The sequence below is a fragment of the uncultured Kriegella sp. genome, assembly GCF_963975415.1.
Lineage (GTDB): Bacteria > Bacteroidota > Bacteroidia > Flavobacteriales > Flavobacteriaceae > Kriegella.
Genome location: NZ_CAXBGN010000007.1, coordinates 70,516 through 85,574, shown reverse-complemented (window position 1 = coordinate 85,574; position 15,059 = coordinate 70,516). Strand labels below are relative to the sequence as shown.

Below are 15,059 nucleotides of genomic sequence, written 5' to 3'. Positions count from 1 at the left end.
GAATATCTATAAAAAAAGAAGAAGCCAGGATTGTAAATCTTGGCTTCTTTTGTTTATATATGTTTTAATCTTGTCATTGTCAATTTGGGTCGGCAGTATTTGACAGGGGTCTAATTCCCTTGTTGCCCAATTGTAGGTGTAGTAGAAATAAAAAACCCTGAAAATCAGCGGATTAACAGGGTTATTTGTACTCGAGATGGGACTTGAACCCATACGGACTAATGTCCATTGGATTTTAAGTCCAACGTGTCTACCAATTCCACCACTCGAGCCTAGCTGCTAAAGGCAGAATAGATTTTACAATGGAGCGAAAAACGGGATTCGAACCCGCGACCTCCACCTTGGCAAGGTGGCGCTCTACCAACTGAGCTATTTTCGCATGATAAAAGAACGTGCTATCTAAAACCGATAGCGGATGCAAATTTAATACAATTCTCTAAAAGGCAAAGAAATTTCGATCGAAAAGTTAATAGATGTAAAATCTTTCTATTTTGGTTGATTTAAGAGGTTGCTTTTTTGTTCTTTGTTAACAATCTTTTTATTTCATTCAACTTCATTAATGCTTCGACCGGAGTGAGCGTATTGATGTCTAAATGAGTGATTTCCTCTTTGATTTGTTCTAAAAGAGGGTCGTCTAAATTAAAAAAACTGAGCTGCATCTCATTTTGAACCGAATTTAATTTATCGGTAAGCTCTTCGCTAGAATGAGATTTTTCTAACTTTTTTAGAATTTTGTTGGCTTTGTGAATGACTTGTTGTGGCATTCCGGCCATTTTGGCGACGTGTATTCCAAAGCTATGCTCACTGCCTCCTGCTGTTAATTTTCGTAAAAAAAGCACCTTGTCTTTGAGTTCTTTCACCGAAACATTAAAGTTTTTAATACGCTCAAAGGTTGTGGCCATTTCGTTGAGCTCATGGTAATGAGTGGCAAACAAAGTTTTGGCCCGAGCAGGGTGCTCATGAAGGTATTCTGAAATTGCCCATGCAATAGAAATACCGTCATATGTGCTAGTACCGCGCCCAATTTCGTCGAGCAATACCAAACTACGCTCAGATAGGTTGTTCAAAATAGAGGCAGTTTCGTTCATTTCGACCATAAAGGTAGATTCGCCCATAGAGATATTGTCACTGGCGCCAACGCGGGTGAATATTTTATCGACATAACCAATTTGAGCCGATTCGGCTGGCACGAAACTTCCCATCTGTGCCAAGAGTACGATTAGGGCGGTTTGGCGTAAGATGGCCGATTTACCACTCATATTCGGCCCGGTTATCATGATGATCTGTTGGTTGTCTCGGTTTAAAATGACGTCGTTTGCGATGTACGACTCTCCAAGGGGCAATTGTTTTTCTATGACCGGATGCCGACCATTTCTTATTTCGATTTCGGTAGCGTCATTGATGACCGGAGCCACATAATTATTTTCTTTCGCTAATTGGGTGAATCCGCAGAGGCAATCTAACTTGGCAATTTGCTGGGCATTTTGTTGTACCGGCGCAATGTATTCTTGCATCCATACGACTAACTGGGAAAATAACTGCTGTTCGAGTTGTAGAATGCGTTCCTCGGCGCCGAGTATTTTAGATTCGTATTCTTTAAGTTCCTCGGTAATGTAACGTTCGGCATTGACCAAGGTCTGTTTTCGAATCCAATCTTCAGGTACTTTGTCTTTGTGCGTATTGCGTACCTCGATATAATAGCCGAACACATTGTTCGAAGCTATTTTCAATGATGTGATACCCGTACGTTCCGTTTCTCGCTGTAACATGTTGTCTAAATAAGTCTTGCCTGAATGGGCCAGACCGCGGAGTTCGTCAAGTTCTACAGAATAGCCCATAGCGATAGTGCTACCCTTTAGTAGATTGACCGGGGCCTCCTCATTAAGCATATCCTTGATTTTGGTATGCAACAGGTCACAGTTGTGTAATCGGTCTCCAATGAGCATAAGTGCTTCATTTGAACTGGTAGAGGTCAACTGTTTTATAGGAACAAGGGCTTCCAAAGAATTTTTTAGCTGAACAACTTCCCTGGGGTTGATTTTGCCAGTAGCCACTTTGGAAATCAAGCGTTCGAGATCTCCCATTTGCTTAAAATAATGTTGCAATTTCTGAAGTGTGGTTTCTTCTTGCGACAGATAAGAGATGACTTGGTGGCGCTGTCGTATTTTTTCAGTATTTTTTAAGGGCAATGCAAGCCAGCGTTTCAATAAACGCCCACCCATGGGGGAAATGGTTTTGTCGATAATATCGATAAGGGTAACGGCATTGGCATTTGTCGAATGGTAAAGCTCTAAGTTTTTAATGGTAAAACGATCCATCCAGATGTGTTCTTCCTCGGCAATTCGTTTTAGGGTGTTGATATGCTGCAATTGCCGGTGCTGTGTTTCCGATAAATAATGTAATACAACGCCTGAGGCGATAATACCGTGTTTTAGATGGTCAACGCCAAAGCCTTTTAAGTTCTTGGTCTTAAAATGTGTGAGCAAGGTTTCTTGGGTGTAATCTTCCTGAAATACCCAGTCTTCCATATAAAAGGTGTGGTAGTTGTCTCCAAAGAGTTCTGAAAACTCTTTCTTATGTGCTTTGGATACCAAAAGCTCATTGGGGGCAAAATTCTGAAGAAGCTTGTCGATTTGTTCTTCATTGCCTTCTGCAGTTAAAAATTCACCCGTAGAAATATCAAGAAATGAAACGCCTAATAGCTTGCGGCCAAAATGTACAGCTGCTAAAAAGTTGTTGGTCTTGGCCGTTAGAATATCATCATTTAAGGCCACACCTGGGGTGACCAGTTCGGTTACTCCTCTTTTTACAATGGTTTTGGTTTGCTTAGGGTCTTCAAGCTGGTCACAGATCGCAACACGTTGCCCCGCCTTTACAAGTTTGGGTAAATAGGTGTTTATCGAATGGTGGGGAAAACCTGCAAGTTCGGTACGGTCTCCACCGTTGTTTCTGTGCGTTAATATAATGCCCAAAATATGGGAGGCCTTGACGGCATCTTCACCGAAGGTTTCATAAAAGTCACCCACGCGAAATAATAATAGCGCATCGGGATATTTGGTTTTGATGCTATTATATTGTTTCATCAAAGGCGTGACCTTCTTTGTTTTTTCTGTTTTTCCCAAAGCGATTTTATTAACCTATTTTTACAGCATTATCGTCAACTAACGAATGTACTGTTTTTGCCCTTGAATTTAATCTATTGTTGATATTTTGGGGATAAGTTTTCAAGCTTATCGGGCCATGGCCGGTAATACACTTCGTTATTATAAATGGGAAAATGCGCAAATTAAAAAATGAAGAATTGGGCCGACTCGATGTCGAAGAGTTCAAAAGAGCCGAAAAGGCCCCTATGATTATTATTTTGGATAATGTTCGAAGCCTTAACAATATTGGATCGGTCTTTCGAACGGCTGATGCCTTTTTGGTCGAGAAAATATACCTCTGTGGTATTACTGCAAAACCACCCCATAAAGATATTCATAAAACAGCCTTGGGTGCTACTGAAAGCGTCGATTGGGAGTATCGTGAAAGTGTTACAGAGGTTATGGCGGAACTCAAATCTAAGGGTTTCCTTCTGATGGCGGTAGAGCAGGCTGAAAAAGCTACCATGCTCAATGATTTTCAAGTGGATGAAAAAAATAAGTTTGCCTTAATCTTTGGAAACGAAGTCAAAGGGGTCGCACAAAAGGTGGTCGATCAGTGCGATGTTGTTTTGGAAATTCCGCAATACGGTACGAAACATTCCTTGAACATTTCGGTGAGCACGGGCGTTGTGGTGTGGGACCTTTGGTCAAAACTAAATGTAAAAAATAAAACCCCAATGTTATAAACATCGAGGTTTTGGATATAGCTTGAGTTAGTCAATTTAATTCAGGGCGCAATTACGTAAATCATCTTCATTTGTGCAAGTAAATTACTAAAATTATGTTAAAAGGGCCTGTCCAATGGCAAAATCCTGAATTTTCGATACCACGTCGTTGTAATCATTTTCATCCTCGACAAAGTCCATATCGGTAATGTCGATTACAAGGCTGTTTTCTTCGGGATAACTTTTGAGAAAATCAAAATAGCCTCTGTTTATCTGATTTAAGTATTCTGGTGTAATCCCCTGTTCATAGTCTCTTCCCCGTTTTTTTATATTGTACATCAAGCGATCGGTCTGTTGATAGAGATATACATATATACGCGGTTTTTTAACCTCTTTGTACATAAAATTAAAAACCTTTTTATAAAGCTCGTATTCGGCTTTTTGTAAGGTTACTCCAGCAAATATCAACGATTTAAAAATATCATAATCACTTATCATAAAATTCTTAAAAAGATCGTATTGTGATGTGTCGTCGGTAAATTGTTGGTAACGATCAGCTAAAAATGACATTTCCAAAGGAAAGGCATAGCGTGATTGGTCTTTATAAAAATTGGGTAGAAAGGGGTTTTCGGCAAAACGTTCCAAAACCAATTTCGCATTGAAATCGTTGGCCATTTTTTTTGCCAAAGTAGTTTTTCCCGCACCGATATTTCCTTCGATTGCAATAAATTGGGTGTTTGAAAAAAGCTCTTGTCGGTCTTTGTAAAGGTGATAATTCGTTTTTTCGGGGTTGGTCTTGTCCCTACTTTCCTGTATAAGATTACGGGTGTCTTTATTTAAGACGGGATGGTAAAACTGGGGAGCGATATCGGATAGCGGTCTCAGAACGAAACGCCTTTTGGTCATTTGCGGATGCGGTATCGTAAGTTCAGGAGTTTCTATTATTTCATACTCATAATAAATAATGTCGATATCGATATTGCGTGATTGGTACCCGACTGAAGCCGAACGTACCCGGCCCATTTCTTTTTCGATGGCCAATAGCTGTTTCAATACTTTTTGAGGTGATAATGCCGTTTTTAGACCTACTGCGGCATTTAAAAAATTACCTGCATCAAAACCCCAAGAAGGACTTTCGTAAACCCTAGAGAGGGCTACGACGGTTCCTACCTCCCGATCCAGTGAAAAAACTGCCTTTTGGAGATTTCGAAGCCGGTTGCCAAGATTGCTTCCTATAGAAAGGTATACTGTTTTTAAGTCTTTCATAATCTGAAAACAAAGTAAACAAAACAAATCCACATTGGTTATCTTTGAGCCGTAATTATATGTAGTGGAACTATGAAATTTTTGAGAAATCTTTTGGCGGCCATCATGGGCTGTCTTATCGCTTTCGGAATTTTTTTCGTCATGTTGTTGGTTTTTGTGAGTTTATTGGAGGGTGCCGATGAAGCTGTTGCTATTGGAAAGAATTCAATTCTAGAATTACAATTACAACAGCCGATTAGCGATTACGTGGGAAACAATGATTTAGATCCCTTTACAGGTCTTTTTGAGCAATCTCAAGGGCTGGACGAGATTTTGCATGCTTTGGAAGTAGCTAAGAACGATGATGATATTAAAGGTATCAGCATCAATAATAATTTTATAATGGCGGGCTTGGCACAAACACAGGCCATTCGTAAAGCCTTGAAAGCGTTCAAGGAAAACGGTAAATTTATCTATGCTTATAGTGATTTTTATATGCAGAAAGATTATTATTTGGCCAGTGTAGCCGATTCTGTCTTCATGAACCCGGTTGGTGCGTTAGATTTTAGGGGGCTTTCTACTGAAGTACTATTTTTTAAAGATTTGCAGGAAAAAACAGGAGTTAAAATGGAAGTTATTCGGCATGGGAAATATAAAAGTGCCGTTGAACCTTTTTTGTCCAATGAAATGAGTGATGCAAATAGAATGCAACTCCAAGAACTAATTGGGTCGTTGTGGAATTCGATGGTTTCCGAAATTTCAGAGGAAAGAAACCTGAGCTCGGTCGATCTAAACATTATTGCTGATACCTTGGGCGGAAGAACGCCGCAGTATGCCAAAACATCTGGTTTGGTCGATGGCATTCTCTTCTATGATGAATACGAGCAAAAATTACGGAACGCCACAGCATTGAATTCGGAAGATGATATCAATTATGTAACCTTGGGCGACTACGTAAAACGTTCCAATAAAAAATATATTCGAAAGGGAGATGATAAAGTGGCCATTGTATTTGCTCAAGGCGAGATTCTTTATGGGGAAGGTGGGCCAAACGTTATTGGGCAGGGAATTATCAATGACGCCATTATAAAAGCTCGTGATGATGAAAAAGTGAAAGCGATTGTATTACGGGTAAATTCCCCAGGGGGAAGCGCGTTGACGTCAGATATCATTTGGCGGGAAATTCAATTGGCTAAAGAGGTAAAGCCCGTAGTGGTATCTATGGGAAATGTGGCGGCATCAGGGGGGTATTATATTGCCGTTGGTGCTGATAAAATCTTCGCGGAGCCGACCACAATTACTGGGTCTATCGGTGTTTTCGGTACAATCCCCAATATTACGGAATTGGCCGGGAATATGGGTATCAATGCCGAACAGGTGGGGACTAACAAAAACTCGGTAGAATATTCACTGTTCGAACCAATGACAGATGATTTTCGAAATGTAGTACTAGAAGGCATTGAGCAAACCTATGATACCTTTTTGCAGCGTGTTGCAAAGGGTAGGGGTATATCGGTTGCAGAAGCTGATAGTCTAGCTCAGGGCCGGGTGTGGAGCGGCGTTGATGCCAAAAGGTTGGGCTTGGTCGATGAACTGGGTACTTTGGAAGATGCCATTGATGAAGCGGCCAATCTTGCCGGGTTGGAAAATTATGGGATAAAGAAGTTTCCAAGATATAAATCAGGTCTTGAGCGATTTTTGGAAGACATGTCGGGTGCTCAGGCAAAAAAACAGTTGATCGAGGAGGAAATAGGTACAGAGGCTTATACCATCTTGAAACAAATCAAATCTGTCATGGAACAAAAGGGAGTTCAGGCGCGGATGCCGTTCGTTCTTGACATAAAGTAAAAAGACCGTCACAAAACTAATTTTGTAACGATCTTTAAATATGAGGTTAAGGTAGAAATTATTGGTTCAATTTATTTGACAAGATTGATTTCTGCTCTTCTATTTTTAGGGCTTACATTTCGCCCATTACGTCATCACTTTCTTTATTTTTGGGCTTGCCTTGATAAACAGGTATTTTGATGCCTGCATATATATCAGCCGCTTTTGAATTGTCGCTCATTAGTAAAGAAAGTACGGATCCCGAGCCTACATACAATGGTCCGGCTCTAAAACCGGCCCCCCACTGCGCTCCCGAACCCTGAATAAGACTTACAGGCATATAAAAACTGAACCACTTGCTTTCAAACCGTGGTGTAATAGAGGCCATTGTAGGCACTCTATTGGTATTGGCCTTTGAGTTCGAACTCAGTGAGAAATCAGTGTTGAGGTTCAAATAGAACTTTTTATGTAAGTTGTAGTCAATGTTTAGATGTAAAGCTGTTGGCAATGCCGATTTTGCTGCTGCTCCAGACCCTGTTTGGGTATACAGGGTGCTGAGAATATCTTCGATTCCATCTTGATCTTCAAAGTCTTCTTCATTCACGGTTCCTGTGATATCGTAAGCATTTTCGGTTCCGTTTTTATACTTAATGGCCCCTAGGTCGGTCAATGAAAGTCCGAGTTTTAATTTGTACTTGTTTAGATGTTTTGGAACAAACGGATTGCCTTGCCTATCTTGCGAAGTATAGGAAGCATAGTTTGGTCTCCATTCATAAACAATACCAAGATCTGCACCGAAACCTGTGGCACCATCTACAATTTCAAACTCGAAATCATCAAAATCGTCATTGATATTATCACTATGGCCATAATTTACGCTACCCTGTGAAGTGATACTTCCCGTTGTTTCGCCTCCTCCGAGGTCGGTACCATCAGCATCATAAGCAATGTTTATATTTTTACCACTAGCATAGGCATTTCCCATTCCTTGAAGATATTTTAACGAGATACCCCCTTTTAAAAAATGCTGATCTTTATTCATTAGCACATTGGCGAAAGTAATTCCTACTTCGGCCCAAGCATTGGCGGTTAGGTAAAGGTCGTCTTCATCTACTATAAAATCTTCGTTTTCATCAAATTCGTTTGATAAGCTTTCAAATGTAGTGCCGTTTATTTTATTGACATTGTAACTGACACGACCTCTAGTAAAGATTGCAATGGAGCTGGTCTTATTGATATTGAACATGAATGATGGCCCCATAACATCGGCATTTCCAAAAAAGTTGTTACTCTCTTTTGGATATTTTTTGCCATCTGAATCAAAATCAAAATCGGAGGTGACTACATCTCCTAATTTTAGTCCATAATAATCATTGCTGAAAAACGTGCTAACGCCTGCAAGATTTACGTCCGTTTTAAAACGCGAATCGGCTATGTTGGCGGGGTTGGAAATCAGGCCGTGAACACCACTATAGTTGTCGGAAAGGTAACCAATGTAAGATTGTGCTTTTGCGCTAAGGCCAGCAAGCACCAATAATGGTATCAAAATTGTTTTTTTCATGTTGGTCTAATTTTGGTTTACTTTTGTTTTTAACAGTGCTTGAATAACGACCGTGTATCAAGATAATTGCACATTTAATCGACATTATTTAATAGGAAAATACTTATGAATTTGAAAGATAAGCGATTAGCGTACCAAATTTATCTTTATCTGGGCGCACTATTTATAACCTCATTGGTGGTGTCGAATCTGATTTTTCAGAAGTTCTTTTATTGGAATCCCTTTGGAGATATCACGGTGTTTGGTGCCCCTTTATTTGAGATTTCCGTAGGAATTTTGCCTTACCCCATCACCTTTTTGATCACAGATTTGATTTCCGAGATTTATGGCAGGAAAAAAGCGAATCAAATTGTAACCGCAGGTATTTTTGCCTCTTTTTTTTCCATGGGTATCATATTGTTGGCAGAGGTTGCGCCGGCAATTCCGTCGTCCCCGATAAACGATGAAATTTTCACCAAAGTCTTTGCTCTTTCCCCCATTGCCGTACTGGCTTCAATGATAGCCTATTTATTTGCGCAATATGTCGATATCGCGATATATCATTTTTGGAAACGGATAACTAAGGGAAAGCATCTTTGGGTACGAAATAATTTTTCCACATTTCTATCACAATTCATTGACACGTTCACTGTCGTGGGACTTTTGTGCATATTTCAAGTTTTACCATGGAGTCTATTTTATGGCCTCGTTATCAGTGGTTTTCTCTTTAAGGTTTTTGTTGCGCTAATCGACACCCCTTTCCTATATTTTTTCGTATATCTTCTAAGAAAACGTTTTAACCTAACCACGGGAGAGGAAATCGACCTTGAGGCATAATATTTATTGTTTTTTTCTGTTGTTATCGAAAGCATCAACAAATAAGACAATAGCGTCAATTTGTAAGATGTTTTTTGTCGTAGTTGTGGTGATTGGGATGGGTTGGCGTAGTGGATAAAAAAACATTGAAACAAGAACGGCGTTGTTGTTTATTTCAACTTGCCCTGGTAAAGATAGTATTTGGGAAAAGGTTCTGGTAAAAGATGTGTAATCTTTAAAAAGATTTGAGTTATATGAAAAATAAGTTATTTAAAATTTTAGGAGCTATTTTGATTTTGGTGATTGGTGTGCTGATTGCTGCCCCATTTCTACTTGAAGCAAAAATCGGGGATATTATTAAGAACAATGCAAACAATAATCTTAACGCTACGTTAGATTTTACCGATGCAGATTTGAGTTTGATCCGAAGCTTCCCGAATGCTGAAGTCAGTTTGAATGGAGTCTCGCTGATTAATAAAGCTCCCTTTGCGGGAGATACACTTTTTGCGGCAAAGCAAGTAGCCTTAAAAATGGGTATCGGGGAATTGTTCAAAGGGGCTGAAGAACCTATTGAAATAAAAAATCTTTCTGTTGAAGGAGCCGTTTTGAACATTACGATAGATGAAGAGGAAAACGCAAGTTATGATGTAGCGAAAGATTCAGGTTCAGAAGTTACGGTGTCGACTGATGATTCTAGTGGTTTTACGCTCGATCTGCAGTCTTATGAAATTTCCGATTCAAGAATATCATATAATGATAAGGCGGCAAAAATGTCTTTCGAGCTTGTTGATTTTCAGCATAAAGGTACAGGAGATTTGTCTCTTGAAACCTCGGAATTGAACACCCATACCAATGCTTTTGTTTCTTTTGAAATGGACAGTACCAATTATCTAAATAAAAATAAGATACAATTGGATGCGTTGATCGGAATCGATTTAAACGAAAATAAATATTCATTTTTGAAAAACGAGGCCATTCTCAATCAGCTCCCTTTGGTCTTTGATGGTTACGTAAAAGTGAACGAGACAAACCAAGAAGTTGATATTAGCTTTAAAACGCCTTCTTCAGACTTTAAGAATTTTCTTGCGGTTATTCCAGCGGAATATTCAAAGAATATTGAAAATGTAAAGACTACAGGTGATTTTGTGGTTGAGGGTACGTTTAATGGCGTTGTCGATGAAACCCATATTCCTAAATTCAATATCAAGATAAATTCGGATAACGCCTCGTTCAAATACCCTGATTTACCGAAATCTGTGAGCAATGTTTTTATTGATACAAAAATCAGCAATACCACAGGTCTCGTTGAAGACACTTATGTTGCTATCGATAGGCTATCGTTTATGATTGATGAAGACAAGTTCAATATGACCGCTAATATTAAAGAGTTGATGGGCAATATGAAGGTGAACGCCGATGTCGATGGTAAGATGAATTTGGCCAATATATCAAAGGCATACCCCGTACCGTCGGATTTTAATTTAAAAGGAATCTTAAACGTCGATATTGCCACGGCTTTCGATATGGCTTCTGTTGAAAAGAAGCAATATGAAAAGACGAATACAACGGGTAAATTAGGCGTTAAAGATTTTGAGTACAAATCGGATGAGATTCCAAATCCTGTCAAATTGAGTGCTACGACAGTGACATTCAATCCTAAGACGGTCACCTTGAATGAAATGAAAGGTAGTACGGGCAGAACCGATTTTGATATTTCGGGAACGATAAATAATCTTTTAGGTTTTATGTTCAATGACGAGAATGTAGAAGGGAACTTCAACCTAAATTCCAATGTTTTTGCCCTGAATGATTTTATGGTAGCGGAAGAAAATACACCATCAGAGAGTGATGGGACGAATAAAATACCTGAAAATAAGGAGACAGCTGAAGAGAAAATTAAAATTCCTTCATTTTTGGATGCCAATATCAATGCGTCTGCAAATACGGTGCTGTACGATAACCTAACGCTAAAACAAGTAAAGGGGAATTTACGTATCAAAGATGAAAAGGCCAGCTTGAGTAATATGACTTCTTCTATTTTTGATGGTAAAATGGCCTTTAATGGTGAAGTCTCTACTAAAGATGTGACACCGACTTTTGCCATGAATTTAGATATGGACCAACTTCAGATCGGTGAAACTTTTAAAGCTTTGGAAATGTTCAAGGTTTTAGCTCCGATCGCTAAAATTCTACAGGGAAAATTAGATTCCGATATTCAGCTGGCCGGAAATCTTACCGATGATTTTACCCCAGATCTATTGACCCTGACTGGTAACGTCTTGGCAAATGTGATGACCCAAGAAATCAATTCCGAGCAGGCTCCCTTATTGTCGGCGCTGGATGGTAAACTTGATTTTATAAACCTGAAGGATTTAAACTTAAAGGATCTGAAAACAAAACTTTCATTTGAAAACGGACTGGTTAGTGTGAAGCCGTTTACCGTGAATTATAAAGATATTGCCATAACTGTGGATGGCGGCCACACGTTCGATCAGAAGTTGAACTATAAGGCGACCATGGAGGTTCCTGCTAAGTATTTGGGTAAGGAGATTAGCGATTTGATTGCTAAAATTGACGATTCTTCCCTAGAGAATTTGACAATCCCTGTAGTGGCTAATATTGACGGAAACTACACCAGCCCCAACGTTAGCACCGACTTGACCGCAGGCGTTAAAAGTTTGACTTCAAAATTGGTAGAGATAGAAAAGCAAAAATTGATAAGCAAAGGAAAAGACAAGGCAAAAGACCTTATCGGAGATATTCTTAATAAAAATCAGTCCCAGACCGATTCCACATCAAAAAAAGAGGATGGTAAAAGCGATCAGGTAAAAGATATTTTAGGTGGAATATTGAATAATGGGAAAACTGAAAAAGATACGACCCAATTGAATACCGATAGTGTTTCCCCTGAAAAGGATGCAGTCAAAGAAAAGGCAAAGGATATTTTAGGGGGGTTGTTCGGAAAGAAAAAAGACACGGTCAAGAAAGAAGCTATCAACCGATAATTCATAGTAGTGTGGACTTACTTTTTTCTTTTGTCCCACCAGATATAAATTCCGAAAAGAAGGAGGCTTATTCCCGAGCCCCACAGGAGGCCTGTTTTGAGACTATCGGTGTTTTTACCCAATATGGCAATAAATATGACAAGTGGAGTGATGCCTACTAGGGTAGCTCCAATGAATTTCCAATAGCCCATTCGTAGTATTCCACCAACAAAACTGATAGCATCGTTCGATAAAAACGGATTGATACGTGTAATTATGACAGCCCAAAACCCGTAATCATCAAGAAAGTCAGACACTTTTTTTTCCGATTTATGACCTATTAGACGTTCGACCGTGTCTTTTCCCAAATAACTTCCGATAGCGTAACCGACCGAAGAAGCTGCAAATACGGATGCGAAAATGACAATACTGCCCCATATAGGGCCATATGCTAGAATGGAGACAACCATGAGCACAATGGTCGGCACCACTATTAAGAACATCTGGAGTACCATGGCGAGAATGAGAACTATGGGGCCTAACCAGCCAAAACCCGAAACCCATGTTCTTATTTTGTCTTCATCATCGCTGGTAAGTACATTCCATGCCGAACTTAAAAAATCATGTACGGCAGGCACGGAGTAATAACAAATGATTACCGTAACAAGTAAGGCAATACTGAGAAATAGGGGCGTCTTACTTTTTTTTGCGGGTTTGTTATGTTCGCGCATTTCACTCATAAATCATGATGACTTTCGTGCGATTGGCTTCATTTAGATACATTAGGTACAGTAGCAATGTTGCTGTTATACCTTAACAATCATTTTGCCCTTGTTTTTACCATCGAATAAATCTAGAAATGCTTGTGGAATTTTATTGAACCCTTCGACGATAGTTTCTGAATAGGTGAGCTGGTCGTTTTTCAGCCATTCTGCCAATTGCTGCATTGGTGGTCCGAATTCTTTGACATAGTCGCGAACCGTGAACCCCTGCATAAGCACACTTTTCTTTATGAAAGTGCCCTCATGTCGTGGGCCCATGGGCGTTTCGGTTTCGTTATACAGCGAAATTGCACCACAGTTAATGATTCGTCCGAATTTATTGATGTTGTTGATGGCTCCATCGAGTGTTTCACCGCCAACATTGTCAAAATAAACATCTATTCCGTCAGGGCAGGCTTTGGCTATGGCTTGTTGTATGTTATCGGTCGTTTTATAATTGATGCCTTCATCAAAACCGAATTTTTCCATTATTAGGTCAATTTTTTCATCACTGCCTGCAATTCCGATAACACGGCAACCTTTTATTTTTCCTATTTGGCCCACCACGCTTCCTACGGCACCAGAAGCACCGGAAACAAGTAATGTTTCCCCTTTTTTAGGTTTTCCTATTTTTTCCAGTCCCAAATAGGCAGTTATTCCCGTTAATCCTAAAATACCGAGGTAGGCAGAGAGTGGGGCGGTAGAAGCACTTACTTTATTCAGGCCATGGCCCTGTGAGGTTTGAAACTCTTTCCACTGTAGCATACCATTTACATGGTCGCCCACCTCGAAATCATCGCTATTTGATTCGATAACCTGTGCTATAATACCCGATTCAACCGGTTCATTTAATTTAAAAGGTTCGATATACGACTTTTGATCACGCATTCTTCCCCTAAGATAAGGGTCAACGGAGACAAATTTGGTCTTCAATAAAATTTCACCGGAACCGGGCTCGGGCATTTTTTCTTGGACAAACTGAAAATCATCGAGACTCGGTCTGCCTTCCGGCCTGTTTCTGAGGTAAATGACCTGATTCATTTTTTATGCTTTAAGATTAAAATTGAATGTAAAACTGGAATATCAATTTTTTCACCTACAAGTAGTGGTGCATAAGCAATTTTTTTTATCCCAAAAGAGTGATTTAGTTCAATACGTTTGAAGACTAACCAAATAATGGTCCGAATTCTAAGTGTCCAACGCAAAACTTAAGGGGTGCCGAGACGATTAGTGTATTCCAAGACCGATATAATATCCTTCGTTTCCTCTAACGTTAAAGACGGTTCCATCTTCAAAAATGAGGTATTGACCCTTAATTCCTTTTAAGACACCTTTAAAGCGTGAAGTCTTTTTGAGGTTTAAGCTTTTTAATTTTTTTGGATACTGCAAAACGGGGAACTCCAATTCAGTCTCCTGATTATTTTCGATATAATAGGGTAACACTTCCTCGGGTATATATGGTTGTAGTTTACTTCTCCATTCTGTCAAATTTTCATCATCTACATCATTGGTCACCATTTTACGCCAGTTGGTTTTGTCACCAACATGCTCTTTTAGGGCGACTTCGGTGATTCCGGCCAAGTAGCGATTGGGTACTTCTACAATTTCAATGGCCTCATGCGCTCCTTGGTCGATCCAGCGGGTAGGTACCTGTGATTTGCGGGTAACACCTACCTTAACGTTGCTCGAGTTGGCCAGATAGACAATATGAGGCTGCAGTTGAGCGCTCTTTTCATAAGCCAGGTCACGGTCTTCTTGGTCTAGGTGAGCGGTACTCAACTCCGGTCGCATAATCCAATCGCCAGCCGACGGAATTTCATAAAAACAAGACTTGCAAAAGCCTTGGCGGTAGATGGGCTTGTCCAATCCGCAGTTCAGGCATTGATATTTTATAAAATCGATTTGAAGTTGTTTGTCCAAGACTTGGTTCATGTTGAGAAAATCATTTTCGAAAACCAAATAGTATTGAATGGGGTTGCCTATTTCCGACTGCATTTTTTTTAGAACTCCTTGGTATTGCATCACTATTAAATTTGAACAAAATCGATTTGAAAATGATATCTTTAAAAACTATTTTT

10 protein-coding genes and 2 tRNA genes are annotated in these 15,059 nt (G+C 39.6%); 4 read left to right on the top strand and 8 right to left on the bottom strand.

Translation table 11 applies throughout. The features are described 5' to 3' along the window. Nucleotides 1–188: 188 nt before the first annotated feature. The 3 genes from AACZ88_RS15990 to mutS all read right to left on the bottom strand — a co-directional run bounded on the left by AACZ88_RS15990 (nucleotide 189) and on the right by mutS (nucleotide 3,083). A tRNA-Leu gene (locus AACZ88_RS15990) sits at nucleotides 189–272 on the bottom strand. A gap of 31 nt (nucleotides 273–303) precedes the next feature. Next, a tRNA-Gly gene (locus tag AACZ88_RS15985) sits at nucleotides 304–379 on the bottom strand. A 121-nt stretch (nucleotides 380–500) separates the two neighbouring features. Next, nucleotides 501–3,083 carry a DNA mismatch repair protein MutS gene (mutS, locus tag AACZ88_RS15980; RefSeq protein WP_339712172.1) on the bottom strand — a complete coding sequence of 861 codons (2,583 nt, stop codon included), beginning with the start codon at nucleotides 3,081–3,083 and terminating at the stop codon, nucleotides 501–503. Between the two features lie 194 nt (nucleotides 3,084–3,277). Here mutS and AACZ88_RS15975 point away from each other — a divergent pair, with 194 nt between their 5' ends. After that, the gene (locus AACZ88_RS15975; protein WP_339712170.1) at nucleotides 3,278–3,829 is read left to right on the top strand and encodes an RNA methyltransferase; all 552 of its coding nucleotides are present in this window, start codon (nucleotides 3,278–3,280) and stop codon (nucleotides 3,827–3,829) included. A gap of 93 nt (nucleotides 3,830–3,922) precedes the next feature. Here the strand turns inward: AACZ88_RS15975 and folK are convergent, their stop codons facing one another. After that, a complete protein-coding gene (gene folK, locus AACZ88_RS15970) occupies nucleotides 3,923–5,074 on the bottom strand; it encodes a 2-amino-4-hydroxy-6-hydroxymethyldihydropteridine diphosphokinase (protein ID WP_339712167.1) in 1,152 nt (383 codons plus the stop codon). A gap of 72 nt (nucleotides 5,075–5,146) precedes the next feature. Between folK and sppA the strand changes: the two genes are divergently transcribed. Then, nucleotides 5,147–6,901: a signal peptide peptidase SppA gene (gene sppA, locus AACZ88_RS15965; RefSeq protein WP_339712164.1), complete on the top strand. Its 1,755-nt coding sequence runs from the start codon at nucleotides 5,147–5,149 to the stop codon at nucleotides 6,899–6,901. 112 nt (nucleotides 6,902–7,013) lie between these two features. On the opposite strand, the gene AACZ88_RS15960 is transcribed toward sppA, so the two are convergent. Beyond that, nucleotides 7,014–8,441 (bottom strand): DUF5723 family protein, encoded by a 1,428-nt coding sequence (locus AACZ88_RS15960; RefSeq protein ID WP_339712161.1) that lies wholly within the window; start codon nucleotides 8,439–8,441, stop codon nucleotides 7,014–7,016. Between the two features lie 105 nt (nucleotides 8,442–8,546). Between AACZ88_RS15960 and AACZ88_RS15955 the strand changes: the two genes are divergently transcribed. Continuing rightward, the gene (locus AACZ88_RS15955; protein WP_339712158.1) at nucleotides 8,547–9,257 is read left to right on the top strand and encodes a queuosine precursor transporter; all 711 of its coding nucleotides are present in this window, start codon (nucleotides 8,547–8,549) and stop codon (nucleotides 9,255–9,257) included. 233 nt (nucleotides 9,258–9,490) lie between these two features. Further along, nucleotides 9,491–12,241, top strand: a complete 2,751-nt coding sequence (locus AACZ88_RS15950; RefSeq protein ID WP_339712156.1) for an AsmA-like C-terminal region-containing protein — start codon at nucleotides 9,491–9,493, stop codon at nucleotides 12,239–12,241. A gap of 17 nt (nucleotides 12,242–12,258) precedes the next feature. Here the strand turns inward: AACZ88_RS15950 and AACZ88_RS15945 are convergent, their stop codons facing one another. The 3 genes from AACZ88_RS15945 to AACZ88_RS15935 form a co-directional block, all read right to left on the bottom strand. Then, nucleotides 12,259–12,960 carry a TVP38/TMEM64 family protein gene (locus AACZ88_RS15945; RefSeq protein WP_339712153.1) on the bottom strand — a complete coding sequence of 234 codons (702 nt, stop codon included), beginning with the start codon at nucleotides 12,958–12,960 and terminating at the stop codon, nucleotides 12,259–12,261. A gap of 66 nt (nucleotides 12,961–13,026) precedes the next feature. Then, nucleotides 13,027–14,022, bottom strand: coding sequence for an NADP-dependent oxidoreductase (locus AACZ88_RS15940; RefSeq protein WP_339712150.1), 996 nt, complete (start codon nucleotides 14,020–14,022; stop codon nucleotides 13,027–13,029). A gap of 186 nt (nucleotides 14,023–14,208) precedes the next feature. Further along, a complete protein-coding gene (locus AACZ88_RS15935; protein WP_339712147.1) occupies nucleotides 14,209–15,003 on the bottom strand; it encodes a DUF2797 domain-containing protein in 795 nt (264 codons plus the stop codon). Between the last annotated feature and the right edge of the window lie 56 nt (nucleotides 15,004–15,059).

Excerpts from the sequence above, each read along its gene's own strand:
- AACZ88_RS15960 (WP_339712161.1), bottom strand. The coding sequence starts at position 8,441 with ATGAAAAAAACAATTTTGATACCATTATTGGTGCTTGCTGGCCTTAGC.
- AACZ88_RS15950 (WP_339712156.1), top strand. The coding sequence starts at position 9,491 with ATGAAAAATAAGTTATTTAAAATTTTAGGAGCTATTTTGATTTTGGTG.
- AACZ88_RS15975 (WP_339712170.1), top strand. The coding sequence starts at position 3,278 with ATGCGCAAATTAAAAAATGAAGAATTGGGCCGACTCGATGTCGAAGAG.
- AACZ88_RS15955 (WP_339712158.1), top strand. The coding sequence starts at position 8,547 with ATGAATTTGAAAGATAAGCGATTAGCGTACCAAATTTATCTTTATCTG.
- AACZ88_RS15945 (WP_339712153.1), bottom strand. The coding sequence starts at position 12,960 with ATGAGTGAAATGCGCGAACATAACAAACCCGCAAAAAAAAGTAAGACG.
- AACZ88_RS15940 (WP_339712150.1), bottom strand. The coding sequence starts at position 14,022 with ATGAATCAGGTCATTTACCTCAGAAACAGGCCGGAAGGCAGACCGAGT.
- AACZ88_RS15935 (WP_339712147.1), bottom strand. The coding sequence starts at position 15,003 with ATGCAATACCAAGGAGTTCTAAAAAAAATGCAGTCGGAAATAGGCAAC.
- sppA (WP_339712164.1), top strand. The coding sequence starts at position 5,147 with ATGAAATTTTTGAGAAATCTTTTGGCGGCCATCATGGGCTGTCTTATC.
- folK (WP_339712167.1), bottom strand. The coding sequence starts at position 5,074 with ATGAAAGACTTAAAAACAGTATACCTTTCTATAGGAAGCAATCTTGGC.
- mutS (WP_339712172.1), bottom strand. The coding sequence starts at position 3,083 with ATGAAACAATATAATAGCATCAAAACCAAATATCCCGATGCGCTATTA.